General features: G+C 73.2%; 26 protein-coding genes. 17 read left to right on the top strand and 9 right to left on the bottom strand.

Features of this window, described 5'->3' with window-relative positions:
• Positions 1-174 precede the first annotated feature (174 nt).
• Together AB0A69_RS24420 and AB0A69_RS24415 are read left to right on the top strand one after the other, a co-directional pair.
• Positions 175-912, top strand: a complete 738-nt coding sequence (locus AB0A69_RS24420; protein WP_361425768.1) for an ABC transporter ATP-binding protein — start codon at positions 175-177, stop codon at positions 910-912.
• A complete protein-coding gene (locus AB0A69_RS24415) occupies positions 906-3362 on the top strand; it encodes an ABC transporter permease (protein ID WP_361425765.1) in 2457 nt (818 codons plus the stop codon). Before AB0A69_RS24420 ends, AB0A69_RS24415 begins: the two co-directional genes overlap by 7 nt.
• 91 nt (positions 3363-3453) lie before the next feature.
• Here AB0A69_RS24415 and AB0A69_RS24410 read toward each other — a convergent pair whose 3' ends face one another.
• Positions 3454-3975: a MarR family transcriptional regulator gene (locus AB0A69_RS24410; protein WP_361425762.1), complete on the bottom strand. Its 522-nt coding sequence runs from the start codon at positions 3973-3975 to the stop codon at positions 3454-3456.
• A 268-nt stretch (positions 3976-4243) separates the two neighbouring features.
• On the opposite strand from AB0A69_RS24410, the gene AB0A69_RS24405 reads away from it, so the two are divergent.
• The 3 genes from AB0A69_RS24405 (at position 4244) to AB0A69_RS24395 (ending at position 7029) form a co-directional block, all read left to right on the top strand.
• On the top strand, positions 4244-5641 hold the full coding sequence (locus AB0A69_RS24405) for a DUF2252 domain-containing protein (RefSeq protein WP_361425759.1): 1398 nt from the start codon (positions 4244-4246) through the stop codon (positions 5639-5641).
• Between the two features lie 156 nt (positions 5642-5797).
• Positions 5798-6562: a hypothetical protein gene (locus AB0A69_RS24400; RefSeq protein ID WP_361425834.1), complete on the top strand. Its 765-nt coding sequence runs from the start codon at positions 5798-5800 to the stop codon at positions 6560-6562.
• A gap of 122 nt (positions 6563-6684) precedes the next feature.
• Positions 6685-7029 carry a rhodanese-like domain-containing protein gene (locus AB0A69_RS24395; protein WP_361425756.1) on the top strand — a complete coding sequence of 115 codons (345 nt, stop codon included), beginning with the start codon at positions 6685-6687 and terminating at the stop codon, positions 7027-7029.
• Between the two features lie 89 nt (positions 7030-7118).
• On the opposite strand, the gene AB0A69_RS24390 is transcribed toward AB0A69_RS24395, so the two are convergent.
• Genes AB0A69_RS24390 through paaA form a run of 5 tightly spaced genes read right to left on the bottom strand, consistent with a single transcriptional unit; the run spans position 7119 to position 10685 of the window.
• Complete coding sequence (locus AB0A69_RS24390) at positions 7119-8180, bottom strand: 2Fe-2S iron-sulfur cluster-binding protein (RefSeq protein WP_361425753.1); 1062 nt, start codon at positions 8178-8180, stop codon at positions 7119-7121.
• Positions 8181-8723: a 1,2-phenylacetyl-CoA epoxidase subunit PaaD gene (gene paaD / locus AB0A69_RS24385; RefSeq protein ID WP_361425750.1), complete on the bottom strand. Its 543-nt coding sequence runs from the start codon at positions 8721-8723 to the stop codon at positions 8181-8183.
• A complete protein-coding gene (paaC, locus tag AB0A69_RS24380) occupies positions 8717-9442 on the bottom strand; it encodes a 1,2-phenylacetyl-CoA epoxidase subunit PaaC (RefSeq protein WP_361425747.1) in 726 nt (241 codons plus the stop codon). Before paaC ends, paaD begins: the two co-directional genes overlap by 7 nt.
• Entirely contained in the window at positions 9439-9726 is a 288-nt protein-coding gene (gene paaB / locus AB0A69_RS24375) for a 1,2-phenylacetyl-CoA epoxidase subunit PaaB (protein ID WP_361425744.1), read from the bottom strand. Before paaB ends, paaC begins: the two co-directional genes overlap by 4 nt.
• The gene (gene paaA / locus AB0A69_RS24370) at positions 9723-10685 is read right to left on the bottom strand and encodes a 1,2-phenylacetyl-CoA epoxidase subunit PaaA (RefSeq protein ID WP_361425741.1); all 963 of its coding nucleotides are present in this window, start codon (positions 10683-10685) and stop codon (positions 9723-9725) included. Before paaA ends, paaB begins: the two co-directional genes overlap by 4 nt.
• A 95-nt stretch (positions 10686-10780) precedes the next feature.
• Here paaA and AB0A69_RS24365 point away from each other — a divergent pair, with 95 nt between their 5' ends.
• The 3 genes from AB0A69_RS24365 to AB0A69_RS24355 are packed head-to-tail and all read left to right on the top strand — an operon-like array spanning position 10781 to position 13589.
• Positions 10781-11647, top strand: a complete 867-nt coding sequence (locus AB0A69_RS24365; RefSeq protein ID WP_361425738.1) for a DUF5819 family protein — start codon at positions 10781-10783, stop codon at positions 11645-11647.
• Complete coding sequence (locus AB0A69_RS24360; protein WP_361425735.1) at positions 11644-12906, top strand: HTTM domain-containing protein; 1263 nt, start codon at positions 11644-11646, stop codon at positions 12904-12906. Before AB0A69_RS24365 ends, AB0A69_RS24360 begins: the two co-directional genes overlap by 4 nt.
• Complete coding sequence (locus tag AB0A69_RS24355) at positions 12903-13589, top strand: TrmH family RNA methyltransferase (protein ID WP_361425732.1); 687 nt, start codon at positions 12903-12905, stop codon at positions 13587-13589. Before AB0A69_RS24360 ends, AB0A69_RS24355 begins: the two co-directional genes overlap by 4 nt.
• Positions 13590-13625: 36 nt before the next feature.
• On the opposite strand, the gene paaN is transcribed toward AB0A69_RS24355, so the two are convergent.
• Complete coding sequence (paaN, locus tag AB0A69_RS24350) at positions 13626-15320, bottom strand: phenylacetic acid degradation protein PaaN (RefSeq protein WP_361425729.1); 1695 nt, start codon at positions 15318-15320, stop codon at positions 13626-13628.
• Positions 15321-15443: 123 nt separating this feature from the next.
• On the opposite strand from paaN, the gene AB0A69_RS24345 reads away from it, so the two are divergent.
• Together AB0A69_RS24345 and AB0A69_RS24340 are read left to right on the top strand one after the other, a co-directional pair.
• Positions 15444-17012: a 3-hydroxyacyl-CoA dehydrogenase gene (locus AB0A69_RS24345; protein ID WP_361425726.1), complete on the top strand. Its 1569-nt coding sequence runs from the start codon at positions 15444-15446 to the stop codon at positions 17010-17012.
• Positions 17009-17611, top strand: a complete 603-nt coding sequence (locus tag AB0A69_RS24340; RefSeq protein WP_361425723.1) for a TetR/AcrR family transcriptional regulator — start codon at positions 17009-17011, stop codon at positions 17609-17611. The genes AB0A69_RS24345 and AB0A69_RS24340 overlap by 4 nt, the downstream gene beginning before the upstream one ends.
• A gap of 1 nt (position 17612) precedes the next feature.
• On the opposite strand, the gene AB0A69_RS24335 is transcribed toward AB0A69_RS24340, so the two are convergent.
• Positions 17613-18152 (bottom strand): Lrp/AsnC family transcriptional regulator, encoded by a 540-nt coding sequence (locus AB0A69_RS24335; RefSeq protein ID WP_361425720.1) that lies wholly within the window; start codon positions 18150-18152, stop codon positions 17613-17615.
• Between the two features lie 183 nt (positions 18153-18335).
• Here AB0A69_RS24335 and pdhA point away from each other — a divergent pair, with 183 nt between their 5' ends.
• From pdhA to AB0A69_RS24300, 7 genes are all read left to right on the top strand, one after another.
• On the top strand, positions 18336-19469 hold the full coding sequence (pdhA, locus tag AB0A69_RS24330; protein ID WP_361425717.1) for a pyruvate dehydrogenase (acetyl-transferring) E1 component subunit alpha: 1134 nt from the start codon (positions 18336-18338) through the stop codon (positions 19467-19469).
• Positions 19469-20494: an alpha-ketoacid dehydrogenase subunit beta gene (locus AB0A69_RS24325; RefSeq protein ID WP_361425714.1), complete on the top strand. Its 1026-nt coding sequence runs from the start codon at positions 19469-19471 to the stop codon at positions 20492-20494. Before pdhA ends, AB0A69_RS24325 begins: the two co-directional genes overlap by 1 nt.
• Positions 20494-21876, top strand: a complete 1383-nt coding sequence (locus tag AB0A69_RS24320) for a dihydrolipoamide acetyltransferase family protein (protein WP_361425711.1) — start codon at positions 20494-20496, stop codon at positions 21874-21876. The genes AB0A69_RS24325 and AB0A69_RS24320 overlap by 1 nt, the downstream gene beginning before the upstream one ends.
• Positions 21877-21976: 100 nt before the next feature.
• Positions 21977-22819 carry an NTP transferase domain-containing protein gene (locus AB0A69_RS24315; protein ID WP_361425708.1) on the top strand — a complete coding sequence of 281 codons (843 nt, stop codon included), beginning with the start codon at positions 21977-21979 and terminating at the stop codon, positions 22817-22819.
• Entirely contained in the window at positions 22816-24045 is a 1230-nt protein-coding gene (locus AB0A69_RS24310) for a molybdopterin molybdotransferase MoeA (protein WP_361425705.1), read from the top strand. The genes AB0A69_RS24315 and AB0A69_RS24310 overlap by 4 nt, the downstream gene beginning before the upstream one ends.
• 20 nt (positions 24046-24065) lie before the next feature.
• A complete protein-coding gene (locus AB0A69_RS24305; protein WP_361425702.1) occupies positions 24066-25124 on the top strand; it encodes a potassium channel family protein in 1059 nt (352 codons plus the stop codon).
• A 64-nt stretch (positions 25125-25188) separates the two neighbouring features.
• The gene (locus AB0A69_RS24300; RefSeq protein ID WP_361425699.1) at positions 25189-26169 is read left to right on the top strand and encodes an NAD(P)H-quinone oxidoreductase; all 981 of its coding nucleotides are present in this window, start codon (positions 25189-25191) and stop codon (positions 26167-26169) included.
• A 90-nt stretch (positions 26170-26259) separates the two neighbouring features.
• Here the strand turns inward: AB0A69_RS24300 and AB0A69_RS24295 are convergent, their stop codons facing one another.
• A complete protein-coding gene (locus AB0A69_RS24295; protein ID WP_361425696.1) occupies positions 26260-26802 on the bottom strand; it encodes a bacterial proteasome activator family protein in 543 nt (180 codons plus the stop codon).
• Between the last annotated feature and the right edge of the window lie 34 nt (positions 26803-26836).

The following is a 26836-nucleotide window of genomic DNA, read 5'->3' as shown; positions in this document are numbered from 1 at the left end:
AGGTGCCGGCGTACGGAGGCTTCGGCGTCCTCGCCGCGGTGCTGCTGCCGCCCGCCCCGGAGGCAGCGCGGAGGCTGCGCGGCGTCCGTTGGGATGGCCTGGCCGACGCCCTTTCCCCAAGCTTCCGTCCCGCCCAGATGCGCGGGAGGACCGACACCACAGGAGTGGGGACAGATGAGTAACGACGCGATCCAGTTGCGCTCCGCCACCAGGCGGTACGGATCGGGAGACCATTTCGTCACCGCGCTCGACGGGGTCTCGCTCTCCTTCCCCAGGGGGACGTTCACCGCCGTGATGGGCCCCTCCGGCTCCGGCAAGTCGACGCTGCTGCAGTGCGCGGCGGGCCTGGACCGGCCCACGTCCGGCTCGGTGACGGTGGGCGGGACCGAGCTGACCAAGCTGAGCGAGACCAAGCTGACCCTGCTGCGCCGCGAGCGCATCGGCTTCGTCTTCCAGGCGTTCAACCTGCTGCCGTCCCTGACCGCCGAGCAGAACGTGGCGCTGCCCCTGCGGCTCGCCGGCCGCCGCCCTCCGAAGGGCCAGGTCCGCGAGGTGCTCCGGCAGGTCGGGCTCGCCGACCGGGCGCGGCACCGGCCGACGGAGATGTCCGGCGGCCAGCAGCAGCGGGTCGCCCTGGCCCGCGCCCTGATCACCCGCCCCGAAGTCCTCTTCGGCGACGAGCCGACCGGCGCGCTCGACTCCCAGACCAGCCGTGAGGTGCTGGCCCTGCTGCGCGGGATGGTCGACCACGAAGGCCAGACGATCATCATGGTGACGCACGACCCGGTGGCCGCCTCCTACGCCGACCGCGTCGTCTTCCTCGTCGACGGGCGCGTCAACGGCGAGCTGGTCAACGGTTCCGCCGAGGAGATCGCCGCCCGCATGACCAAGCTGGAGGCCGTGCCGTGCTGAGCACCGCCCTGCGCACCCTGCGCACCCGCTGGATCACGTTCGTCGGCAGCTTCGTCGCCCTCTCCCTGGGCGTGGCGCTGATCGCCGTCATGGGGCTGGCCCTGGCGTCGTCGCTGGACGCCCCCGAGCGCAAGCCCGAGCGGTTCGCCGCGGCGCCCGTCGTCGTCAAGGGCGCGGACACCCTGCGGGTGCCCACCTCGATCGGCGACCAGGTGCAGAAGCTCGCACACCCGCGCCCCGTGCCCGAGGAGGCCGTCGCGAAGCTCAGGGAGCTCGGGACGGTCGTCGAGGACCGGTCGTTCGCCGTACGGGCCGAAGGCGGGCCCCGGGACCTGGTGGGCCACCCCTGGTCCACCGCCGCCTTCACCCCGTACCGCATCGACGAGGGACGCGCGCCGCGCGCCGCCGACGAGGTCGTCATCAGCGGCGACTGGGCCGAACCGGGTTCACGGGTGAGGACCGACGGCGGCACCGTCCAGGTCGTCGGCACGGTCGACGGGCCCGGCTTCGAGAACGCGGTCTTCTACACCGACCGCCGCGCCGCCGAACTGGCGCCGCACAGCACCCAGCTCGTGGTGGACGCCGACGCCGAGGCCGTGCGCGAGGCGGTGCGCGGCAGTGAGGGCGTACAGGTCCTCACCGGCGACGCGCGCCGGTTCACCGACGCCGACCCCGAGCGGGACAGCGAGGCGCTCACCGCGATGAACGCGATGTTCGGTACGGCCGGCGGCGTCACCGGGTTCGTCTCGGTGTTCGTGGTGGCGTCCACCTTCGCGTTCGCCGTCGCCCAGCGGCGCCGGGAGTTCGGGCTGCTGCGCACCGCGGGCGCGACGCCCGGGCAGATCCGCCGCATGGTGTTCGCCGAGGCGCTCGTGGTCGGCGTGCTCGCCTCCGCCGCCGGGTGCGTGCTCGGCGCGTACGGGGCGCCACGGCTGGCCGAGTGGGTCGTGGACGGCGGTCTCGCGCCGCGCTGGTTCACCATCGGCGACTACACCTGGCCGTACCACACGGCCTTCTGGACGGGCCTGCTCGTCGCGCTGTGCGGTGTGGTGGCCGCGTCCTGGCGGGCCGGGAAGACCGGCCCCACGGAGGCGCTGCGCGAGGCGTCCGTGGACACCAAGGCCATGACGTGGGGCCGCTGGCTGTTCGGCGGAGTCCTGCTGCTGACGGCCGCCGTGACGCTGGGGCTGGCCCTGCTGGGCGACCCGGGTGACCTGCTGCACCGCAAGACCTATGTGAGCCGGCCGATGCTGCTGATCACCGGGGTGGCGCTGCTCGCGCCGGTGCTGGTGCGGCCGCTGGCCCGGCTGATCGCCTGGCTGCCGGCCCAGCTCCCCGGCGCCGCCGGCATGCTGGTGCGGGAGAACGCCTCCGCCGGAGTCCGGCGCACCGCCGCCATCGCGGCGCCCGTCCTGGTCACGGTCGCGCTGGCGGGCTCGCTCCTGGGCGCCACCGCCACGCTGAACGAGGCGAAGGCCACCGAGGTGCGCGAGCAGACGGCCGCCGACTTCGTGGTCACCCCGGCGGGCGGCGCCGGTTTCGACCGGGCGACGCTGGACAAGCTGCGCGCCGTGCCCGGCGCCGAGGTGTCGGCGACCTCGCAGAGCGCCGTGTACGTCCTGGAGGAGGGCGTGGCGCTCATCAGGTCCGACGCCCGCGCGGCCGACCCCGCGCTGCTCGCCGCCACCACCCGGCTGCCGGTCGCCGCCGGGAAGGTGAGCGACCTCGACGACGACTCGATCATCGTCAACGAGGAGTGGGAACGGCACTCCGTGGGGCAGCGGGTGGACGTGTGGCTAGGTGACGGTACGAAGAAGTCGCTGCGGATCGCCGCGGTGATGGCCATCGGCACCGGTGACAACGGCGTCTACGTCACGCCGCGCAACGCTCCGGGCGCGCCCGTCGACCGGGTCGACGTCGGCCTCGCGGACGGGGCGGACACCGCCGCGGTGGCGGCCGGGCTGCGCGACGCCCTGAAGGCCCCGGGCGGGCAGGTCTTCACCAAGGACCAGTGGGTGCAGGCCGGCTATCCCGAGACCAACCGGACCACCCGGCTCGGCTTCCTGCTGGTCCTCGGCATCGCCCTCCTCTACACGGGTATCTCGCTGGCCAACACCATGGTCATGGCGACCTCCGACCGGGTCCGCGACCTGGCCGTACTGCGCCTGGCCGGGGCCACGAAGTGGCAGGTACTGCGCCTGGTGGGCGCCGAGGCGCTGATGGTGGTCGCGGTCGGCGGGGTGCTGGGAGTCCTGGTCGCCGTGCTCAACCTGATGGGTATGTGGGGCGCCCTGGGCCTGCTTTCGGTGTGGACCTCGATCGAGATCCCGTGGGCGGTGATCGGCACGGCCGTGGGTGCCTGTGCGGTGCTCGCCGTGGTCTCGGCCGTCGCCCCGGCCGGGCTCTCCCTGCGGCGCAGGGCCGTGGAGCTGGCGGGCGTACGGGAGTGACCCCCTGACGGCCCCCCGACGCCCCCCTGGCCCGGCGCCGGACGGTCCTCCCCCGGCCGTCGCCCGGGGCCGGACCTTCGGTCGGCGTTTGTCATGAGCCGGGGCCGGGGCCGGGAGGCGGGTCGTCGGCCGCGGCCGCGTTGTAGCGGAGCAGGTACGCGGCGAAGCGGTCGAGGTCCTCGGTGGACCAGTCGGCGAGGCGGGCCTCGTAGGCGGCGCGGCGGCTGGCGTGGGTGGAGGAGAGCAGCCGGCGGCCGGACTCGGTGGGGTGCAGGACCTGGACACGGTGGTCGTTGGGGTCGGGGCGCCGTTCGATGAGGCCCAGCTTCTCCAGGACCGCGATCTGGCGGCTGACGGTCGATTTGTCGAGCATGTAGTGGGCCGCGAGGTCGGTGGCGCGGCAGCCGTGACGGTGGTCGATGTGCGCGAGGAGCGTGTACGAGACGAGGGGCAGCTCCGGGTGCAGCCGGGCGGCCGCGGCGCGGGCGCGGCGGGCGAACGCCGTGAGCTCGCGCTGGATGACGTCGAGGGCCTCGTTGCGGGCGCCGCGGACCTCGTCGATCTCGTGGAACTCGTGGACGTCGCGGACGGACTCGTGGCGCGCCCCGGGCATCGGTCGGCCTTCCTCTGGGGGTGTGTGGCGTGTGCGGTCTGGGGTGTGCATGAGGGCGGGTACCGCGTGGTGCGCGGGTTATCCACAGCGAGTTGTCCACAGGGGGAGACGCGTGTGCGAAAGCGGCGGTACGGTCGGCGTCATTCGAGCGGCCGGGGGTGTGCGGATGGACGGGGACGTCAGGTACGTGGCGGGCGGGGCGGATGTGGCGGATAGGGCGGCCGGGACATACCAGGGGGCAGACGAGGGCGGCGGGCGGATACCGGTGGTGCCGGGGTTCGCGCAGCGGACCGCCGGGACGGGCGGCGCGACCGGCGGCGCGGCGGCCGAGACCCCGAAGGCGCGCGGCAAGGCGCTACGCGCCCGGGTGCCGAGGGCCGCGCAGGGCGAGCTGGTCCTCGACGAGGGGCGGCCGGACGCGGTGCGCGCGGTGAAGGAGTCGAGCCGGGACCGGGTTCCCGCGCTGGCGCCGATACGGGTCGGCCGAATGGCCGCGACACCCTTTGCGTTCCTGCGCGGCGCCGCCGGGCTGATGGCGTACGACCTGGCGGGGTCGCCGGTCACCGGCATCGGTGCGCAGATCTGCGGGGACGCGCACGCGGCCAACTTCGGGCTGTACGGCGACGCGCGCGGCCGGCTCGTGATCGACCTGAACGACTTCGACGAGACCGCGGTCGGCCCCTGGGAGTGGGACCTCAAGCGGTTGGCGACGTCGCTGGTGCTCGCCGGGCGGGTGGCGGGCGCGGACGAGGACGTGTGCCGGTCGGCGGCGTTCGACACGGTGGGCGCCTACCGGCGGACCATGCGGCTGCTCGCCCGGATGCCGGTGCTGGACGCGTGGAACGCCATCGCCGACGAGGAGCTCGTCTCGCACACGGACGCGCGGGACCTGCTGGGCACGCTGGAGCGGGTCGAGGAGAAGGCCCGGGCCAACACCAGCGCCCGCTTCGCCGCCAAGTCGACGGAGGTGTGCGCGGACGGTGGACGCCGCTTCGTGGACGCCCCGCCCGTGCTGAGGCGGGTCCCGGACGCGGAGGCGGCGGCGGTCGCCGCGTCGCTGGGGGAGTACCTGGGGACGCTGCCGGAGGACCGGCTGCCGCTGCTCGCGCGGTACGCCATCCACGACGTGGCGTTCCGGGTGGTCGGCACCGGGAGCGTGGGGACCCGCTCGTACGTGGTGCTGCTGCTCGACCACCGGGGCGAGCCGCTGGTGCTGCAGGTGAAGGAGGCACGGCCCTCGGCGCTGCTGCCCTACCTGCCCCGGGTGGGGTTCGGCGCGCCGGGCGTGGAGCACGAGGGGCGGCGCGTGGTCCTGGGGCAGAAGCGGATGCAGGTGGTCAGCGACAACCTGCTGGGGTGGACGACCGTCGAGGGCAGGCCCTACCAGGTGCGCCAGTTCCGCAACCGCAAGGGCAGCGTGGACCCGGCGGCGCTGTCGGCCGACCAGATCGACGACTACGGACGGATGACGGGCGCGCTGCTGGCCCGGGCCCACGCGCACAGCGCCGATCCCCGGCTGATCGCCGGATACTGCGGCAAGAACGACGAGCTGGACGAGGCGGTCGCCCGGTTCGCCGTGGCGTATGCCGACCGCACGGAGGCGGACCACGCGGAGCTGGTCGCCGCGGTCCGGAGCGGGCGGATAGCCGCGGAGCTGGGGGTGTGACCGGCGAGGGGCTTCCGCCCGTACGCTGGTCGGGTGACGACCCCGAGCGACGACGTGACCGGCGAGCAGAGCACCGACCAGACCGACCAGGCCGCCTGGACCAGCCCGGCTGATCAGGCCGACCAGGCCGATCAGGCCGAGCGGCCCGAGGCGCGGCTGGAGCGGGCGGTGCGCGCGGCCGAGCAGGCGCTGATCGAGTTCGAGATCGCAGTGGAGACCTTCCGGGTCGAGGTGGAGAACTTCTCCCGGCTCCACCACCAGAAGCTCGGCCCGATGTACGCGCGCCTGGACGAGCTGGACGCCCTCATCGCCGAGGCCCGGGCGGCCCGCACCGGCGACCCGGACGACCTGCGCAAGGCGCGGGAGGCCCGGGCGATGGTGCTGCCGATGCCCGGTGTCGAGGAGCTCTTCCACCACTGGGTCGACTCCGATGGCCTGTCCCCCGAGGCCGCCGCGATGCTCACGGACCGGTCCGTGCAGCCCCCGAAGCGGGTGCGGGTCCGCGACGAGGTGCGCAAGCTCTACCGCGAGCTCGCGCGCAAGGCCCACCCGGACCTGGCCCGCGACGAGGAGGAGCGGCAGCGGCGCGAGGAGTTCATCACGCGCGTCAACGCCGCCTACGGCCGTGGCGACGAGGCGCTGCTGCGGGAGCTGTCCGAGGAATGGGCGCGCGGCCCGGTCCCGGCGGCGACCGAACTGAGCGAGAGCGAGGAGCTCTACGCCCGGCTGGACTGGCTGGCACGCCGCAAGGAGCTGCTGACGATCGTGGCCCAGGACCTGGAGGAGAGCGCGATCGGCGCGATGCTCCGGATGGCGCCCGACGACCCGGACCGGCTGCTGGAGGAGATCGCCGAGCAGCTGCTCGCGCAGGTCGCCGAGCGCGAGACGGAGCTGGCCGCGCTCACGCGCCAGGTGCAGTAGGTTCGAGGCGTACGTGACAGGTGGCGTACGTGAGGCGTGACGTACCTGACACGAGACGTATGTGAGACGTGACGTACGTGAGACGTGACGTGCGTTCGATGCGACGAGAGAAGGCGTGACCCATGAACTTCGCCCAGCTGCCCGCGGTGGACGCCGTGTCCGTCCCGGCCGACGGGCTGGTACTGGACGTCCGCGAGGCCGACGAGTGGGCGGCCGGACACGTCGAGGGCGCGCTGCACGTGCCGATGAGCGACTTCGTGGCCCGCTTCGGCGAGGTGACGGAAGCGGTGGCCGACGGGCGGCGCGCCTATGTGATGTGCCGGGTCGGCGGCCGCTCCGCCCAGGTCACGCAGTACCTGGTCCAGCAGGGCATCGACGCCGTGAACGTCGACGGCGGCATGCTCGCCTGGGAGGGCGCCGGCCGCCCGATGGTCACGGACAACGGCACCGAGCCCTTCGTCCTGTAGCAGCCGTACGGAACAGACGGGACGGACAGGACGGGACGGACAGGACGGGACGGGCCGTGGGCTCGGCCCGTTCCCGCCCCCTCGGCGCGTCAGCGGTCGAAGTCCAGCTCGACCTCAGGTGTGGCGGGATGCGACTGGCAGGCCAGCACATAACCCGCCTCGGTCTCCTCGGGCTCCAGTGCGTAGTTGCGGTCCATCCGCACCTCGCCCCTCACCAGGAACGCCCGGCAGGTCCCGCAGACGCCGCCCTTGCACGCGTACGGCGCGTCCGCGCGGGCGCGCAGCACCGTGTCGAGGAGCGACTCCGCCTCCTGCACCGGCCAGGTGCCGGACCGGCCGTCCAGGGTCGCGGTCAGGGTGGCGTGCGCGGGTATCGCGGCCGCCCGCACGGCGGCGGACGCCGTCCCGTCGTCCACGTGGAAGATCTCCTGGTGGACGCGGCCGCGCTCCACACCGAGCCCGCGCAGCGCGCGCTCGGCCGCCTGCACCAGCCCGAAGGGCCCGCACAGATACCAGCCGTCCACCTCGCCGACCGGCAGCAGCCGGGGCAGCAGCTCGGTCAGCCGCTCGCGGTCGAGCCGCCCGGACGGCAGCCCCGCCTGCTGCTCCTCCCGCGACAACGCGGTGACCAGCTGGAACCGGCCGGGGAACCGGTCCTTCAGGTCGGCGACCTCGTCCACGAACATCGTCGAGGCGGCGGTGCGGTCGCTGCGTATCAGGCAGAACCGGGCCTCCGGCTCCCGCTCCAGGACCGTCGCCGCCATCGACAGCACCGGCGTGATGCCGCTGCCGCCGACGATCGCCGCGAAGCGCCCGGGGCGCGGCGCCAGCAGGAACCGGCCCATCGGCTCCATGACGTCGACCGCGTCCCCGGTGGCGAGCTCCTTGAGCGCGTACGTCGAGAACTCGCCGCCGTCCACCAGCCGGATGGCCACCTTCAGCACGGGGTCCACGCCCGGGGGCGCGGCGGGGGAGCAGATCGAGTACGTCCGGCGGATCTCCTCTCCCCGGGCCGTGGTGTGGCGCAGGGTGACGTGCTGGCCGGGGGTGTGGCGGAAGGCCTCGCGCAGCTCGGACGGCACGTCGAAGGTGACCGCCACCGAGTCGTCCGTGAGTCGCTCGACCTCGCTCACCCGGAGCGGGTGGAACATCTACAACTCCTTGAAGTGGTCGAACGGTTCGCGGCAGGCGGTGCAGCGGCGCAGTGCCTTGCAGGCGGTGGAGGAGAACCGGCTCAGCAGCTCCGTGTCGGTCGATCCGCAGTGCGGGCAGCGGATCGCGAGCGACACCGGAACCGGCCCGCCCCCGCCTCCGCCCTGGTGGCGGGGCGGCGCTATGCCGAAATCGGCGAGCTTGCGGCGCCCTTCCGCGCTGATGTCGTCGGTCGACCAGGCGGGGGAGAGCACCGTCACCACGGAGACCTCCGGTACGCCGTGGTCGTGCAGCACCCGCTCGATGTCCGAGGACATCGCCTCGATGGCCGGGCAGCCGGTGTACGTCGGGGTCAGCTCGACCTCCACCCGGCCGGGGGCGAGGAATCGCACCCCCCGCAGCACGCCGAGCTCCTCCAGCGTCAGTACGGGCAGCTCGGGGTCGGGAACCGAGCCGGCCAGCCGGCTCAGCTCCTCCTCCAGCGCCGTCCGGTCCGCTTCCGTCCGGTCCGCTTCCGTCCGGTCCGCCGTGCCGGTCACCATGACGCCCCCGGGTGGCTGCGGTGCAGGTGCTGCATCTCGGCGAGCATCCGGCCGAACGGCTCCGTGTGCAGGCCCTGCCGTCCGGCGCCCGCTCGCCACGCGCCGCCGCGCGGGCCGTCCGGCACGGTGAGCGTGGCCCGCTCCAGGACCGCCGTCACCGACGCCAGCCAGTCGGACTCCAGCTCCGGCCAGTCGACGTCGAGCCCCTCCAGCGGCTGGAACAGCTCACCCGTGAAGCGCCACAGCGCCTGGCAGGCCCGCTGCATCCGCTCATGGCTCTCGGCGGTGCCGTCGCCGAGCCGCAGTGTCCACTGTTCGGCGTGGTCCTGGTGGTAGGCGACCTCCTTGACCGCCTTCGCCGCGAGCCCGGAGAGGTCGCCCGCGTCCGCCGCCGCGGCCAGCCGGCCGTACAGCAGCCGCTGGTAGGTGGAGAAGTACAGCTGGCGGGCGATGGTGTGGGCGAAGTCGCCGTTGGGCTGCTCCACCAGCTGGACGTTGCGGAAGGCCCGCTCCTCGCGCAGATACGCGAGCTCGTCCTCGTCCCCGACGAGGGAGAGCAGCACGCGCGCCTGGCCGAGGAGGTCCAGCGCGATGTTGGCGAGGGCCACCTCCTCCTCCAGGACGGGGGCGTGGCCCGCCCACTCCCCGAGCCGGTGCGACAGCACCAGCGCGTCGTCGCCGAGGGCGAGCGCCGCGGCGGTGCTCACGGTGGCGGTCACAGGTTCTTCACCCCCTCCGGCACCTCGTAGAAGGTCGGGTGCCGGTACGGCTTGTCGGCGGCCGGCTCGAAGAACGGGTCCTTCTCGTCCGGCGAGGAGGCGGTGATCGCCGAGGAGGGCACGACCCAGATCGACACGCCTTCGTTCCTGCGCGTGTACAGGTCGCGGGCGTTGCGCAGGGCGAGCTCCGCGTCCGGCGCGTGCAGGCTTCCCGCGTGAGTGTGGGACAGCCCGCGGCGCGAGCGCACGAACACCTCCCACAGCGGCCAGTCGCTGGTCGTCATGCCGTCGCCTCTCCGTGCTTCGCGGCGTACGCCGCCGCCGCTTCCCTGACCCAGGCGCCGTCTTCGTGTGCCCGCCGCCGCTGGGTGATCCGCTGTTCGTTGCAGGGCCCATTGCCCTTGAGGACGTCCCAGAACTCCGCCCAGTCGATCGGGCCGAAGTCGTAGTGCCCGCGCTCCTCGTTCCACCGCAGGTCGGGGTCCGGGAGCGTGAGCCCGAGGGCCTCGGCCTGCGGCACGCAGATGTCGACGAAGCGCTGGCGGAGCTCGTCGTTGGAGTGCCGCTTGATCTTCCAGGCCATGGACTGCGCCGAGTGCGCCGACTCGTCGTCCGGCGGGCCGAACATCATCAGCGAGGGCCACCACCAGCGGTTCACCGCGTCCTGGGCCATCGCGTGCTGCTCGGGCGTGCCGCGCGAGAGCGCGAGCAGCGACTCGTACCCCTGGCGCTGGTGGAAGGACTCCTCCTTGCAGATCCGGACCATCGCGCGGGCGTACGGGCCGTAGGAGCAGCGGCACAGCGGCACCTGGTTGGTGATCGCGGCGCCGTCCACGAGCCAGCCGATGGCGCCGACGTCGGCCCAGGTCAGCGTGGGGTAGTTGAAGATCGACGAGTACTTCTGGCGGCCCGAGTGCAGCTTGTCGAGCAGCTCGTCGCGGCTGACGCCGAGCGTCTCCGCGGCGCTGTAGAGGTACAGGCCGTGCCCGGCCTCGTCCTGCACCTTGGCCATGAGGATGGCCTTGCGCCGCAGCGAGGGCGCGCGCGTGATCCAGTTCGCCTCGGGCTGCATGCCGATGATCTCGGAGTGGGCGTGCTGCGCGATCTGCCGGATGAGTGAGGCGCGGTACGCCTCCGGCATCCAGTCGCGCGGCTCGATCCGCTCCTCGGCGGCCACGGCGGCGTCGAAGGCCGCCTCGTACGCCTCCTGCGCGCCCTGCGTGTCCGTGGTCACTGCCGTCATCGGACCCCCTACCGACCGATCGTTCGGTTGAATGACTTCAATGGTGAGTCGGCGGCCCGTAAGGTGTCAACCCTGTGGATAACTGCGGTGGATCGATGCGGATGGATGCGGATCGGGGCGGGATGGACTCGTACGACAAGGAGCGCGGGCACACCGAGCCCGCCGCGTACCCGGTGACCAGCACCGCGGCTGCCTCCCGACCTGCCGACCCCGTCCCCGCCGACGCGGAACCCGCTGCCGGATCCGCCCCCGACTCCGGCGCCGACTCCGGATCCGCCTCCAGCGCCGGGCGCCGCGCTGACGCGGGCATAGCCGGGCTCTCGCTGCCGTACCAAGTCGTCGCCTCCGTCGCCGTCGCGGTCGTCGCCGTCTTCGCCTGCTACCACGTGGCCATGGTGTTCCTGCACGTCGCGCCGTCGAACACGCTCACGAAGCAACACGGCGAGGCAGTCGACCAGTGGGTCTTCCCCGAGTTCGAGCAGAACTGGAAGCTCTTCGCGCCCAACCCGCTCCAGCAGAACATCGCCGTCCACGCCCGCGCCGAGGTCATACGCCCCGACGGCAGCCGCCGGACCACCGAGTGGATCGACCTCAGCGCCGACGACGGCGAGGCCATCCGGGGCAACCTCGCCCCGAGCCACGTGGACCAGAACCAGCTGCGCCGCGGCTGGGACTTCTACGCCAACTCGCACACCGCCGACAACCGCGCCAACGGCATGCGCGGCCGGCTCTCCGAGCGCTACATCCGGCGCATCACGATGCTCCGCCTGGAGGCCCACGACCTCGGCGGCCGCGTCGATCGCATACAAGTGAGGAGCTCGACCCGGGCCGTCGGGGCCCCGCCCTGGAGCGAGGAGAAGACCGACACCCGCGCCTACTACCGCACGCTCCCCTGGTGGACGGTGACCGCCGCCGACCTGCCCGCCGGCGTCGACAACGGCCGGACGGAGGCGCACCGGTGAACCAGACCCCCGCCACGCCCCCGGCCTCCGCCTCCGCCCCCGCCCCGGCCCACGCTTCCCAGACGCTCGACCGCCGGCTCGCCCGCGCCGTCCAGCGCGTCACCGCCACGGCCCTCGGCCCGTACCAGACCGCGATCATCCGCATCGGCTTCGCGGCCACCTGGTTCTTCTTCCTGCTGCGGGAGTTCCCCCACCGCCATGAGCTGTACGGACCCGAGGGTCCCTGGGCCTGGGACATGGGCCAGGAGCTGATCGCGCAGAACCACTCCTTCACCGTCCTGATGTGGTCGGACAGCACGGTCTGGTTCGAGATCGTGTACGCGGTCGCCATGCTCTCCAGCGTGCTGCTGCTGATCGGCTGGCGCACCCGCACGGTGTCGGTGCTCTTCATGGCCGGGGTGCTGTCGCTGCAGAACCGCTCCATCTTCATGGGCGACGGCGGTGACAACGTCGTCCACCTCATGGCCATCTACCTCGTCCTCACCCGCTGCGGACAGGTCTGGTCCCTCGACGCCCGCCGTGCGCGCCGCGCCGCCCGAGAAGCCGTGGGTACGGGCTTCCGCCGCGACCCCGTCGGCCCCGCGCTCTGGACGGTGCTCGCCATCCCCCTGGTCGCCGCGACCGTCCTCAGCGACCGCACCGGCGAGACCTGGCTCCTGGTGCTGCTGTGGCTCCTGTGGGCGGCGCAGGGCCTGTGGTGGCTGGTGTGCCGGTACGCGCCCGGCGAGCCGCGCGTCCTGCTCGACTCCTTCGCCAACCTCGCCCACAACGCCACGCTCGCCGTGATCATGGCCGAGGTGTGCCTGATCTACGCCACCGCCGGCTGGTACAAGATCCAGGGCTCGCGCTGGCAGGACGGCACCGCGCTGTACTACCCGCTCCAGCTGGACTACTTCACGCCCTGGCCGTTCCTCTCCGACGTCCTCGCCGGCAGCGGCGTGATCGTGATGCTGGTGACGTACGGCACGGTGATCGTGCAGGTCGCCTTCCCCTTCACGCTGTTCAACCGGCGCGTCAAGAACGTCCTGCTGGTCGCGATGATGCTGGAGCACGCGGGGATCGCGCTGCTGCTCGGGCTGCCGTTCTTCTCGCTCGCGATGATCACCGCGGACGCCGTCTTCCTGCCGACCGCCTTCCTGGTCTGGCTGGGCGCCCGGGTCAGCCGGGGCCGGGAGCGGCTGCGGCCCCGCTCGAAGCGCCCGCCGGCCGAGCAGCGGCCCGCCGACGCGCCGCCCGCCCCCCGTACCCTCGTGGGGTGAGCAGCCAGACCAGCGAGACCAGCGAGACCAGCGGGGACTCCCTCCAGCCCGTCCAGTACGACGAGGGCTACGGCCCCGAGATCGGCGTCGGCCCGCACCCCCTGCCGTGGCCGCAGGGCGAGCGGTACGACCCCGAGCTGCTCGCCCACGGTGACCGGCGCAACGTCGTCGACCGCTACCGGTACTGGACGCGCGAGGCGATCGTGGCCGACCTGGACACCCGGCGCCACGACTTCCACGTCGCCGTGGAGAACTGGGGCCACGACTTCAACATCGGCTCCGTCGTACGCACCGCCAACGCCTTCCTGGCGAAGGAGGTGCACATCGTGGGCCGCAGGCGCTGGAACCGGCGCGGTGCGATGGTCACCGACCGGTACCAGCACGTGCGCCACCACCCGGACACCGAGTCGCTGACCTCCTGGGCCGCCGCCGAGGGGCTGCCGGTCATCGGGATCGACAACCTCCCCGGGGCCGTCCCCCTGGAGCGGACCGAGCTGCCGCGCCGCTGCGTGCTGCTGTTCGGGCAGGAGGGTCCGGGCCTCACGGAGGAGGCCCGCGCGCACGCGGCGATGGTCTGCTCCATCGCGCAGTTCGGCTCGACCCGGTCGATCAACGCCGGAGCGGCCGCGGCGATCGCCATGCACGCCTGGGTGCAGCGGTACGCGGAGATCGACACCCCCTAGGAAAGACAGGCCCTAGATCCCGGTGGATCCCGGGGCCTATGCCTGGCGGCGCACCTCCACCACCCGGAAGCGGTTCGCCACGAAGGCGCCGTCGCACAGCGCGGCGTTCGCCGCCGGGTTGCCGCCGGAGCCGTGGAAGTCGGAGAACGCCGCCGTCTGGTTGACGTACACCCCGCCCGTCAGGTTCAGCGACAGCTGGGCCGACTCCTCCAGGCAGACCTCCTCGACGGCGCGCTCGACGTCCGCCGAGGTCGTGTACGCGCCGACCGTCATGGCGCCCTTCTCGCGCACCGTGCGCCGCAGCAGCTCCAGCGCGTCGGCGGTCGAGTCGACCGAGACGGCGAAGGCGACCGGGCCGAAGCACTCCGACATGTACGCCGCTTCCGCGTCCGGCTTGGAGCCGTCGAGCTTGACCACGACGGGCGTACGGACGACGGCGCCGGGGAAGTCCGGGTTGGTGACCTCGCGGGAGGCCAGGGCCACCTCGCCGAGTCCGGCGGCCGCCTCCAGGCGGGCCTTCACGTCCGGGTTGACGATGGCGCCCAGCAGCGCGTTGGCCCGGGCGTCGTCACCGAGCAGCCCGTCGACCGCGGCCGCGAGGTCGGCCACGACCTCGTCGTACGTCTTCGGTCCGGCGTCCGTCGTGATGCCGTCGCGCGGGATGAGCAGGTTCTGCGGGGTGGTGCACATCTGGCCGCTGTACAGGGAGAGGGAGAACGCCAGGTTCGACAGCATCCCCTTGTAGTCGTCGGTGGAGTCGACGACGACGGTGTTGACGCCCGCCTTCTCCGTGTAGACCTGGGCCTGACGGGCGTTGGCCTCCAGCCAGTCGCCGAACGAGGTCGACCCCGTGTAGTCGATGATCCGGATCTCCGGACGGACGGCGAGCTCCTTGGCGATGCCCTCGCCCGGCCGCTCGGCGGCCAGCGCCACCAGGTTGGGGTCGAAGCCCGCCTCCACCAGCACCTCGCGGGCGATCCGGACCGTCAGCGCCAGCGGCAGCACGGCGCGCGGGTGCGGCTTGACCAGGACGGGGTTGCCGGTGGCCAGGGAGGCGAACAGGCCGGGGTAGCCGTTCCACGTGGGGAAGGTGTTGCAGCCGATCAGCATCGCGATGCCGCGCCCGACGGGCGTGAACGTCTTGCGCAGCTCCAGCGGGTCCCGCTTGCCCTGCGGCTTCGACCACTCCGCGTCCAGCGGCGTGCGGGTCTGCTCGGCGTACGCGTACGCCACCGCCTCCAGGCCGCGGTCCTGCGCGTGCGGCCCGCCCGCCTGGAACGCCATCATGAACGCCTGCCCGCTGGTGTGCATCACCGCGTGCGCGAACTCGTGCGTACGGGCGCTGATCCGGGCCAGGATCTCCAGGCACACCAGGGCGCGGGTCTCGGCGCCGGCGTCCCGCCAGGCGGCCATGCCCGCGCGCATCGCCGGCAGCAGGACCTCGATGTCGGCGTGCGGGTACTCCACGCCCAGCTCCGGCCCGTACGGCGAGACCTCGCCGCCCGTCCAGCCGTCCGTGCCCGGCTGGTCCAGCTCGAAGCGGGTGCCGAGCACCGCCTGGTGCGCCGCGAGGCCGTCGGCGGCGCTGAGTGAGCCGCCCTCCCCGTACGCCTTCGGGTGCTCCGGGTGCGGCGACCAGTAGGCGCGGGTGCGGATCGCTTCCAGGGCCTGATCCAGCGTGGGCCGGTGCCTCTCGGACAGGTGGTCGGGGGTGAGCTGAGCGGCGGCCATGACGGACCAACTCCTCGTCGAGCTGGGCAGGGACAGGCGGACAGAGCTAGAGTAACCGAACGATCGGTCGGGACAAGGGGGCCTCCCGAACCTGTGGACAACTCATCGGGGAGGATCACTGTCATGACCGACAACCAGGCAGAGAGCCAGGCCGCCGAGCCCACCGGCACCACGGCCGTCGAGCGGGCCCGCACCGTCGCCGTCGTCGGCACCGGCACCATGGGCCAGGGAATCGCCCAGGTCGCCCTGGTCGCCGGCCACCCCGTCCGCCTCCACGACACCGTGCCCGGCCGCGCCCGGGAGGCCGCCGCGGCCATCACCGGCCGCCTCGACCGGCTCGTCGAGAAGGGCCGGATATCGGCGGAGGACCGCGCCGCCGCCGTCGCCCGCCTGCGGGTCGCCGACAGCCTCGACGACCTCGCCGACGCCGCGCTCGTCGTCGAGGCGATCGTCGAGCGGCTCGCGGTCAAGCAGGAGCTCTTCACCGCGCTGGAGAAGATCGTCTCCGACGACTGCCTCCTCGCCACCAACACCTCGTCGCTCTCCGTCACCGCCATCGCCGGGGCGCTGCGCCTGCCCGGCCGCTTCGTCGGCATGCACTTCTTCAACCCCGCGCCCCTGCTCCCGCTGGTCGAGATCGTCAGCGGCTTCGCCACCGACGAAACCGCCGCCACGCGCGCGTACGCCACCGCCAAGGCATGGGGCAAGACGCCGGTGCGCTGCGCCGACACCCCCGGCTTCATCGTCAACCGCATCGCCCGCCCCTTCTACGCGGAGGCGCTGCGCCTGTACGAGGAGCGGGCCGCGGACCCGGCCACCATCGACGCCGTCCTGCGCGAGTGCGGCGGCTTCAAGATGGGCCCCTTCGAGCTGACCGACCTCATCGGACAGGACGTCAACGAAGCGGTCACCCGGTCCGTCTGGGAGGCCTTCTACCAGGACCCGAAGTTCACCCCGTCCCTCGCCCAGCGGCGCCTGGTCGAGTCGGGACGCCTCGGCCGCAAGACGGGCCGGGGCTGGTACGCGTACGGCGAGGGCGCCGAGCGCCCCCAGCCCCGTACCGAGGCCCCGGCGCCCGCGCCCGCCAAGATCACCGTGCACGGCGGTCTCGGCCACGCCGAGCCGCTCGTCGGGATGATCGAGGACGCGGGCATCAAGGTCCGGCGCCACAAGCGCGGCAACTACATCATCCTTCCTGGCGGCGGGCACCTCACGCTCGCCGACGGCGAGGCGGTCTTCGAGTACGAAGGCGAGGAGATCGTCTATTTCGACCTCGCGCACGACTACAGGACCGCCACCCGCATCGCCCTGGCCACCGCCCCGACCACCTCGCCCGAGACCCTCCAGGAGGCCGTCGGCCTCTTCCAGGCACTCGGCAAGGACGTCACGGTGGTGGGCGACGTGCCCGGCATGATCGTCGCCCGTACGGTCGCGATGCTGGTCGACCTCGCCGTCGACGCCGTCGAGCGCGGTGTCGCCTCCCCCGAAGACATCGACACCGCCATGCGCCTGGGTGTCAACTACCCCGCGGGGCCCATGGAGTGGGGCGCACTGGTCGGCTACGAGTACGTGGCCGAGGTACTGCGCGCCCTGCACGAGCGTTATCCGACCGGCCGCTACGCCCCCTGCCTCGGCGTCGCCCGCAAGGACCACGAGGAGAGGGCCGCGATGAAGGACCAGGACAGCCGATGACCACCGCCAGGCGTGACACGTACACCCCCGAGACGCTGCTGTCCGTCGCCGTCCGGGTCTTCAACGAGCGCGGCTACGACGGCACCTCCATGGAGCACCTCTCCAAGGCGGCCGGGATCTCCAAGTCCTCGATCTACCACCACGTCACCGGCAAGGAGGAACTGCTGCGGCGCGCGGTCAGCCGGGCCCTGGACGGGCTCTTCGCGGTCCTGGACGAGCCGGGGGCCGCGCGCGGGCGGGCCATCGAGCGCGTCGAGTACGTGACGCGGCGCACCGTCGAGGTGCTGATGGACGAGCTGCCGTACGTGACGCTGCTGCTGCGCGTCCGCGGCAACACGAAGACCGAGCGGTGGGCGCTGGAGCGGCGCCGCGAGTTCGACCACCGGGTCGCCGACCTGCTGAAGGCCGCCGCGGCCGACGGCGACCTCCGCGCCGACGTGGACATACGGCTCGCCACCCGGCTGCTCTTCGGCATGATCAACTCGCTGGTGGAGTGGTACCGGCCGCAGCCGGGCGGTGACACCGAGCGCCAGCAGCTCGCCGACACCGTCGCCCGCCTCGCCTTCGACGGGCTGCGTACGGCCCGGGGCGCTTCGTAGGTCAGGCCTCGTCCGCCGGTAGCCGCCGGTTCAGGTCCGTCTCCTCGAAGACCAGCAGCGTCCGCGTCGACAGCACCTCCGGGATGGACTGGAGCCTGGTCAGGACCAGCTCGCGCAGGGTGCGGTTGTCTGGCATGTGCACCAGCAGCAGGACGTCGAAATCGCCGCTGACCAGGGCGATGTGGGCGGCCCCGGGGAGGGCCTGGAGCTTCTCGCGGACCGTGCGCCAGGAGTTCTGCACGATCTTGAGGGTGATGTACGCGGATGCGCCCTGCCCGGCCCGCTCGTGGTCCACCCGGGCGGTGAAACCGCGGATCACCCCGTCGTCGATGAGCCGGTTGATCCGCGCGTAGGCGTTGGCGCGCGACACGTGGACGCGGTCGGCCACGGAGCGTATCGAGGCGCGGCCGTCCGTTTGGAGGATCCGGAGGATGTCGCGGTCGATCGCGTCGAGCGGGCGCGGCGCCTGGTCCGGCTCGCCTCCCGTCGGCCGCAGCTCCCCGCCGTCCGGCCTGCCGTCGGCCATTTGTTCAGCTGCCATGCCCCCCCGCCTCTCCTCCATGGACGACCTGCCTTCATCCCAGGCTGTGGAGAACCGTTTGTCCACAGGCTGAAGGTGCCTGTAGCCAAAATGCATCCACGACCGAACAATCGGTAGGTGAGGCGCGTCACAGGCGCGCCGCCCTTCGGGTCTTATGCCCCGCTCCCACGAGGAGGTGCTGTCATGACGGTCCAAGAGCTGCCTGGTGCGGCCTCTTACCGGCCCGCCCCGCCCCCGGCGTGGCGGCCGCGCACCGATCCCGCACCGCTGCTCCCGGACCCCGAGCCGTACCGGGTGCTCGGCACGGACGCCGCGGCCGGGTTCGCGCCGGAGCTGCTGCGCAGGCTGTACGCCGAGCTGGTGCGCGGCCGCCGGTACAACGCCCAGGCGACGGCCCTCACCAAGCAGGGCAGGCTCGCGGTGTACCCGTCGACCACCGGGCAGGAGGCCTGCGAGGTCGCCGCCGCGCTCGTGCTGGAGGAGCGGGACTGGCTCTTCCCGTCGTACCGCGACACCCTCGCCGCGGTGGCCCGCGGTGTCGACCCCGTCGAGGCGCTGACCCTGCTGCGCGGCGACTGGCACACCGGATACGACCCGCGCGAGCACCGGGTCGCGCCGCTGTGCACCCCGCTCGCCACCCAGCTGCCGCACGCCGTGGGCCTGGCGCACGCCGCCCGCCTCAAGGGCGACGACGTGGTGGCGCTCGCCATGGTCGGCGACGGCGGCACCAGCGAGGGCGACTTCCACGAGGCGCTGAACTTCGCGGCGGTCTGGCAGGCGCCGGTCGTCTTCTTCGTCCAGAACAACGGCTTCGCCATCTCCGTCCCGCTCGCCAAGCAGACCGCGGCGCCGTCCCTGGCCCACAAGGCCGTCGGGTACGGCATGCCGGGCCGGCTCGTCGACGGGAACGACGCGGCCGCCGTGCACCAGGTCCTCTCCGAGGCGGTGGCCCGCGCCCGGCGCGGTGGCGGCCCGACGCTCGTCGAGGCCGTGACGTACCGCATCGACGCCCACACCAACGCCGACGACGCCACCCGCTACCGCGGCGACGGCGAGGTCGAGGCGTGGCGCGCGCACGACCCGATCCGGCTGCTGGAGCGGGAGCTGACCGAGCGGGGCCTCCTCGACGAGGAGGGGATACGGCAGGCCGCCGAGGACGCCGAGGCCATGGCGGCGCGGCTGCGCGAGCGGATGAACGCCGACGCGGAGCTGGACCCGATGGACCTCTTCACGCATGTCTTCGCGGAGCAGACGGCACAACTGCGGGAGCAGGCGGCACAGTTGCGCGCCGAGCTCGACGCCGAGGGAGAGGCGTGATGACGGCGGCGACGAAGACGGCGGCGAAGACGGCGGCCAAGCCCGCCACCATGGCGCAGGCGCTCCAGCGCGCCATGCGCGACGCGATGGCCGAGGACCCGTCCGTCCACGTCATGGGCGAGGACGTCGGCACGCTCGGCGGTGTCTTCCGGGTGACGGACGGGCTGGCCAAGGAGTTCGGCGAGGACCGCTGTACGGACACCCCGCTCGCCGAGGCGGGCATCCTGGGCACGGCCGTCGGCATGGCGATGTACGGGCTGCGGCCGGTGGTCGAGATGCAGTTCGACGCCTTCGCCTATCCGGCGTTCGAGCAGCTGATCAGCCATGTGGCGCGGATGCGGAACCGCACGCGGGGCGCGATGCCGCTCCCGATCGTGGTGCGCGTGCCGTACGGCGGCGGGATCGGCGGCGTCGAGCACCACAGTGACTCGTCCGAGGCGTACTACATGGCGACTCCGGGGCTCCATGTCGTCACGCCCGCGACGGTCGCCGACGCGTACGGACTGCTGCGGGCGGCGATCGCCTCCGACGACCCGGTCGTCTTCCTGGAGCCGAAGCGGCTCTACTGGTCGAGGGCCGAGTGGTCGCCGGACGCGCCGGAGCCGGTGGAGCCGATCGGCCGCGCGGTGGTGCGGCGGACCGGGCGCAGCGCGACGCTCGTCACGCACGGGCCGTCCGTGCCGGTCTGCCTGGAGGCCGCCGAGGCGGCGCGGGCGGAGGGCTGGGACCTGGAGGTCGTGGATCTGCGGTCGCTGGTGCCGTTCGACGACGAGACGGTCTGCGCGTCGGTGCGGCGCACGGGGCGCGCGGTCGTCGTCCACGAGTCGAACGGCTTCGGCGGCCCGGGCGGGGAGATCGCCGCGCGCATCACGGAGCGGTGCTTCCACCACCTGGAGGCGCCCGTGCTGCGGGTGGCCGGCTTCGACATCCCGTACCCGCCGCCCATGCTGGAGCGGCACCACCTGCCCGGCGTGGACCGGGTGCTGGACGCGGTGGCGCGACTGCAGTGGGAGGCGGACAGCTGATGGCCCAGGTGCTGGAGTTCAAGCTGCCGGACCTCGGTGAGGGGCTCACCGAGGCGGAGATCGTGCGCTGGCTGGTGGAGGTCGGGGACGTCGTCGCCATCGACCAGCCCGTCGTCGAGGTCGAGACGGCCAAGGCGATGGTGGAGGTGCCGTGCCCGTACGGGGGCGTGGTGACCGCGCGGTTCGGCGAGGAGGGGACGGAACTGCCCGTCGGCGCGCCGCTGCTGACGGTGGCGGTGGGGGCGGAGGCCGGGTCTTCCGGGGGGTCTGCCGAGTCCTCCGGGGAATCGAAGGCGTCCGCGTCCGAGGAGGCGTCCGGGAACGTCCTGGTCGGCTACGGGACGGGCGCGCCGGCCGCGCGCAGGCGCCGCGTGCGGACGGGCTCCGCCACGCCTCCCGCCGCCGCGCCTTCCGCCCCGGTGGCTCCTGCCCCCGCCCCCGTCCCCGTCCCCGCCCCGGCGCAGGCTCCGGTGGCTCCGGTGACTCCGGTGGTTCCGGTGGTTCCGGACGGCCCGGTGCCGGTGATCTCGCCACTCGTGCGGAAGCTGGCCCGGGAGCGCGGCCTCGACCTGCGCCAGGTGCGCGGCTCCGGTCCCGACGGACTGATCCTGCGCGCGGACGTGGAACGGGCGACCGCCGAGCGTTCCGCGCCCGCTCCCGCCCCCGCGGAGGCCGCTCCCGTGCCCGCCACGGCCGGCGAGCGGGTGCCCCTGCGCGGCGTGCGCGGGGCGGTCGCCGACAAGATGGCGCGCAGCCGGCGCGAGATCCCCGAGGCCACGTGCTGGGTCGACGCCGACGCGACGGAGCTCATGGCCGCGCGCGCCGCGATGAACGCCGCCGGGGGTCCGAAGATCTCCCTGCTGGCGCTGCTCGCCCGTATCTGTACGGCCGCGCTCGCCCGCTATCCGGAGCTGAACGCCACGGTGGACACCGAGGCGCGCGAGATCGTGCGCCTGCCCGCGGTGCACCTGGGCTTCGCCGCCCAGACCGACCGGGGCCTGGTCGTCCCCGTCGTACGGGACGCGCACCGCCGCACGGCCGAGTCGCTGTCGGCGGAGTTCGCCCGCCTGACGGAGGCGGCACGCGCCGGGACGCTGACCCCGGCCGACCTGACCGGCGGCACCTTCACGCTGAACAACTACGGGGTCTTCGGGGTGGACGGCTCGACGCCGATCATCAACCACCCGGAGGCGGCCATGCTCGGCGTGGGCCGGATCGTCCCGAAGCCCTGGGTGCACCAGGGCGAGCTGGCCGTACGCCAGGTCGTCCAGCTGTCGCTCACCTTCGACCACCGCGTCTGCGACGGTGGCACGGCGGGCGGGTTCCTGCGGTACGTCGCCGACTGCGTGGAGGCGCCCGCGGTGCTGCTGCGCACCCTCTGACGCCCTCCGGCCGCCTCCGGCGCCCTTCGCCGGCACGGCCCCCGGATCGTCCCACCGACCCGGGGGCCGGGGCCCGGGCGGCCCGGGGAATACTGAGGGGGTGACCCGATGTGACGTTGTCGTGCTTGCCGGGGGATCGGCCAAGCGGCTCGGCGGAGTGGACAAACCCGGGGTGAGCGTGGGCGGACGCGCCCTGCTGGACCGCGTGTTGGCCGCCTGCCGGGAGGCCCCGCGGGTCGTGGTCGTCGGCGGTCGGCGGGCCACCGTACGACCTGTGGTGTGGGCGCGGGAGGAGCCGCCCGGGGGCGGGCCGGTCGCCGCGCTCGCGGCCGGGCTGCGGCAGGTGGAGACCGACACCGTGCTCGTCCTGAGCGGGGACCTGCCGTTCCTGGAGGAGGGCAGCGTACGGAAGTTGACCGAGGCCCTCCGGGACGGGACCGCCGAGGGCGTGCTGTCCGTGGACGCCGAGGGGCGCGACCAGCCGCTCGTCGCCGCGTACCGCACCGAACCCCTACGGCGCGAAGTCGCGCTGCTGGCAACGGAATACGGCAGCTTGTCCGGTTTGCCGCTGCGGTTGCTCACCCAGGAGCTGGATCTCGTACGGCTCCCGCTCGGACCGCTGGCCTCCTTCGACTGCGACACCTGGGAGGACATCTCCACGGCCCGTGCCCGCATCAGGGAGCATGGGCACGTGCTGGACGAATGGATCACCGCAGTCAAGGCCGAACTCGGCATCGAGCTGGACGTCGACACCGGCCTCCTCCTCGACCTGGCCCGTGACGCCGCCCACGGCGTCGCCCGGCCCGCCGCGCCGCTCACCACCTTCCTGGTCGGTTACGCCGCGGCCAAGGCCGGCGGTGACGGCCCCGAAGCCGTCGCCGAGGCGGCGCGCAGGGCCGCGGCGCTCGCTGACCGCTGGGCGAAGGAAGCCGACGAGGAATGACCGGACCGGGAGCGCAGGAGCGGCACCGCGCCACACCCTGGGGCGAGGCCCGGGTCGTCGCCGCCTGCGAAGGGCGGGCCGGACCGGCGCGGTCCCGCCGGCTGGCGTCGGCCCACGCGCTCGGGCGGGTGCTCGCCGAGCCGCTCGTCGCGCTCACCGACCTGCCGTCGTTCGACACCTCGGCCATGGACGGCTGGGCCGTCGCCGGGCCCGGACCCTGGACGGTGGCCGGGAGCGGCTCCGTGCTGGCCGGTCACGCCACGGCCGGCGAGCTGCCCGACGGCTCGGCGGTACGGATCGCCACCGGCGCCCGGGTACCGCGGGGGGCCACCGCCGTGGTCCGCGCCGAGCACTCCCGTACGGAGGCCGACGGCACCCGGCTGCACGCCGAGCGCGAGGTCCTGCCCGGGCAGGACATCCGCCCCCGGGGCCAGGAGTGCCGCTCCGGCGACGAACTGCTGCCCGCGGGCAGCCCCGTGACACCCGCCGTGCTGGGCCTCGCCGCGGCCGCCGGGTACGACGACCTGCCGGTCATCGAGCTCCCCCGCGTGGAGGTCCTCGTCCTGGGCGACGAGCTGCTCACCACGGGGCTCCCGCACGACGGGCTCATCCGTGACGCCCTCGGGCCCATGCTCGGCCCCTGGCTCACCGCACTCGGCGCGGACGTCATCGCCACCCGGCGCATCGGCGACGACGCCGAGGCGCTGTACGCGGCGGTCACCGGGTCCTCGGCCGATGTGGTGGTCACGACCGGGGGCACGGCCGCCGGCCCCGTCGACCACGTCCACCCGGTCCTCCGCAAGGCCGGCGCCGAGCTGCTGGTCGACGGCGTGAAGGTGCGCCCCGGCCACCCGATGCTGCTCGCCCGCCTCGCCCCCGGCACGCACCTGGTGGGGCTGCCCGGCAACCCGCTCGCCGCCGTGTCCGGGCTGCTCACCCTCGCCGAACCCCTGCTGCGCGGCCTCGCCGGCCGACCGGCCCCCGAGCCGTACCGGCTGCCCGTACGCGACGAGGTGCAGGGACATCCGTACGACACGCGGCTCGTGCCGGTCGTGCGGCGGGCCGGGCAGGCCGTGCCGCTGCACTACAACGGCCCGGCCATGCTGCGCGGCATAGCGGCGGCCGACGGGCTCGCGGTCGTCCCTCCGGGCGGCGCCGCGTCCGGTGACGTCCTGGAGATCCTGGGCCTGCCCTGGCCATCAACCACCGAAGGGTGTTTCACGTGAAACTTCCCGGCCATGACGCGATGGCCAGACGGGCCGAAGAGCAGCTGATCACCTCACGGATCAGACTGCCCCGCCAGGTCATGGAGCGCCCCCTGCGGCAGGTGGCCAAGCGGCTGCTGATGGCCCTGTGCGTCCTCGCGCTCACCGTCTTCATCGTCGTCGTGGACCGACACGGCTATCACGACAACGCCGACGGGAAGGTCGGCGTCCTCGACGCCATCTACTACGCCACCGTGACGCTGTCCACGACCGGATACGGCGACATCGTCCCGCACAGCGACAGCGCGCGGCTCGTCAATGTGCTGCTGGTGACGCCGCTGCGCGTGCTGTTCCTGATCATTCTCGTCGGCACCACTCTCGAGGTCCTCACCGAGCGCACCCGGGAGGAGTGGCGGCTGAACCGCTGGAGGTCCACGTTGCGCGACCACACCGTCATCGTCGGATTCGGTACGAAGGGCCGCTCGGCGGTCCAGACGCTCTGCGCGACCGGCCTGAAGAAGGAGCGGATCGTCATCGTCGACCCGAGCGACAAGGTGATCGAGACCGCCAACAGCGACGGGCTCGTCGGGGTCGTCGGCGACGCGACCCGCAGCGACGTCCTGCTGAGAGCCGAGGTACAGCGGGCGCGCCAGATCGTGGTGGCGACGCAGCGCGACGACACGGCGGTGCTGGTCACCCTGACGGCGCGCCAGCTCAACCGCGGCGCGAAGATCGTCGCCACCGTCCGCGAGGAGGAGAACGCACCCCTGCTGCGCCAGTCGGGCGCGGACGCCGTGATCACCAGTGCCAGCGCGGCGGGCCGGCTGCTCGGCCTGTCGGTGCTGAGCCCGAGCGCGGGCACGGTGATGGAGGACCTGATCCAGTCGGGCAGCGGCCTCGACCTGGTCGAGCGGCCGGTGATAAAGGCCGAGGTCGGCAAGAGCGTGCGGGAGACCGACGACCTGGTCGTCAGCGTGCTGCGCGGGCACCGGCTGCTGGGGTACGACGACCCGGAGGCGAGCCCGCTCCAGCTGACGGACCGGGTGATCACGATCGTCCGGGCCAAGCCCGTCACACCGCTGAGCACGCCGCCCGAGTAGCGGCAGCCGCCGGAGCAGGAGGAGAAGGAGCAGGAGAAGAAGGAGCAGGAGTAGCGTCGCCGCCATGCATGCGATCACGATTCCGGAACCAGGTGGACCAGAGGCGCTCGTCTGGGCCGAGGTGCCCGATCCCGTGCCGGGCGAGGGCGAGATCCTCATCGAGGTGGCCGCCGGCGCCGTCAACCGAGCCGACCTGCTCCAGCGGCAGGGCTACTACGACCCGCCGCCCGGGACCTCCCCGTACCCGGGGCTCGAATGCTCCGGGCGCGTGGCGGCGCTCGGCCCCGGCGTCGCGGGGTGGTCCGTCGGCGACGAGGTGTGCGCGCTGCTGGCCGGCGGCGGCTACGCGGAGAAGGTCGTCGCGCCGGTGGGGCAGGTGCTCCCCGTGCCCGAGGGCGTGGACCTGGTGACGGCGGCGGCGCTGCCCGAGGTGACCGCGACGGTGTGGTCCAACGTGTTCATGGTGGCGCACCTGCGGCCGGGTGAGACCCTCCTCGTGCACGGCGGCTCCAGCGGCATCGGCACGATGGCGATCCAGCTGGGGAAGGCGGTGGGCGCGCGGGTCGCGGTCACGGCCGGCGGCCCCGAGAAGCTGGCGCGCTGCGCCGAGCTGGGCGCGGACATCCTGATCGACTACCGCGAGCAGGACTTCGTCGAGGAGATCAAGAAGGCCACGGACGGCGCGGGTGCGGACGTCATCCTCGACATCATGGGCGCCAAGTACCTGGACCGGAACATCAAGGCGCTCGCCGTGAACGGCCGCCTCGCGGTCATCGGACTGCAGGGCGGCGTCAAGGGCGAGCTGAACCTCGGGGCGCTGCTGGCGAAGCGCGCGGCGGTGACGGCGACCTCGCTGCGGATGCGGCCGCTGGAGGAGAAGGCGGCGATCGTGGCGGCGGTGCGGGAGCACGTCTGGCCGCTGCTCGCGGCGGGCACGGTGCGGCCGGTGGTGGACCGCGCCTTCCCGATGCCGGAAGCCCCGGAGGCGCACCGCACGCTGGAGTCGAGCACCCACGTGGGCAAGGTCCTGCTGGTCACCCCCTGACCGTGCGCACGGGCGAGGCCCGGCCCCCGTGAAGGGAGCCGGGCCTCGAAGCGCCGTACACGACAAGCCCTACAGGTTACGGAACAAGCCCTACAGGTACGGGCCCGAGCGGATGGCGCCGTGGGAGCGGTCGTCATCGTCGTGGTGCGCGGCGGCGGGAAGCGCGCGGCGCATCTGCTCCAGCTGCGCGCGGGCCGCCATCTGCTGGGCGAACAGCGCCGTCTGGATGCCGTGGAACAGGCCCTCCAGCCAGCCCACCAGCTGGGCCTGCGCGATGCGCAGCTCCGCCTCCGACGGGACCGCCTCATCCGTGAAGGGCAGGGACAGGCGCTCCAGCTCCTCGACCAGCTCCGGCGCCAGACCGTCCTCCAGCTCCTTCACGGAGCCGCGGTGGATCTCCTTGAGGCGGACCCGGCTGGCCTCGTCCAGAGGAGCCGCGCGGACCTCTTCCAGCAGCTGCTTGATCATGCTGCCGATGCGCATCACCTTCGCCGGCTGCTCGACCATCTCGGTCACCGGGATCTCGCGCGGCTCGTCGTCGCCGTCCCCGCCGCCGAGCGCCATCCCGTCCTGCCCCACTACGAGGATGTGGGGGTTGCTCTCCTGCGACCGTTCATTCCTCGGCATCTCCATGGCGCCCATTCTCTCGTACACGTGCGTCATCACA

The organism is Streptomyces sp. NPDC045431, assembly GCF_040646655.1.
In the GTDB taxonomy this organism is placed as follows: domain Bacteria; phylum Actinomycetota; class Actinomycetes; order Streptomycetales; family Streptomycetaceae; genus Streptomyces.
This window is presented reverse-complemented; position numbering and strand designations above follow the sequence as displayed.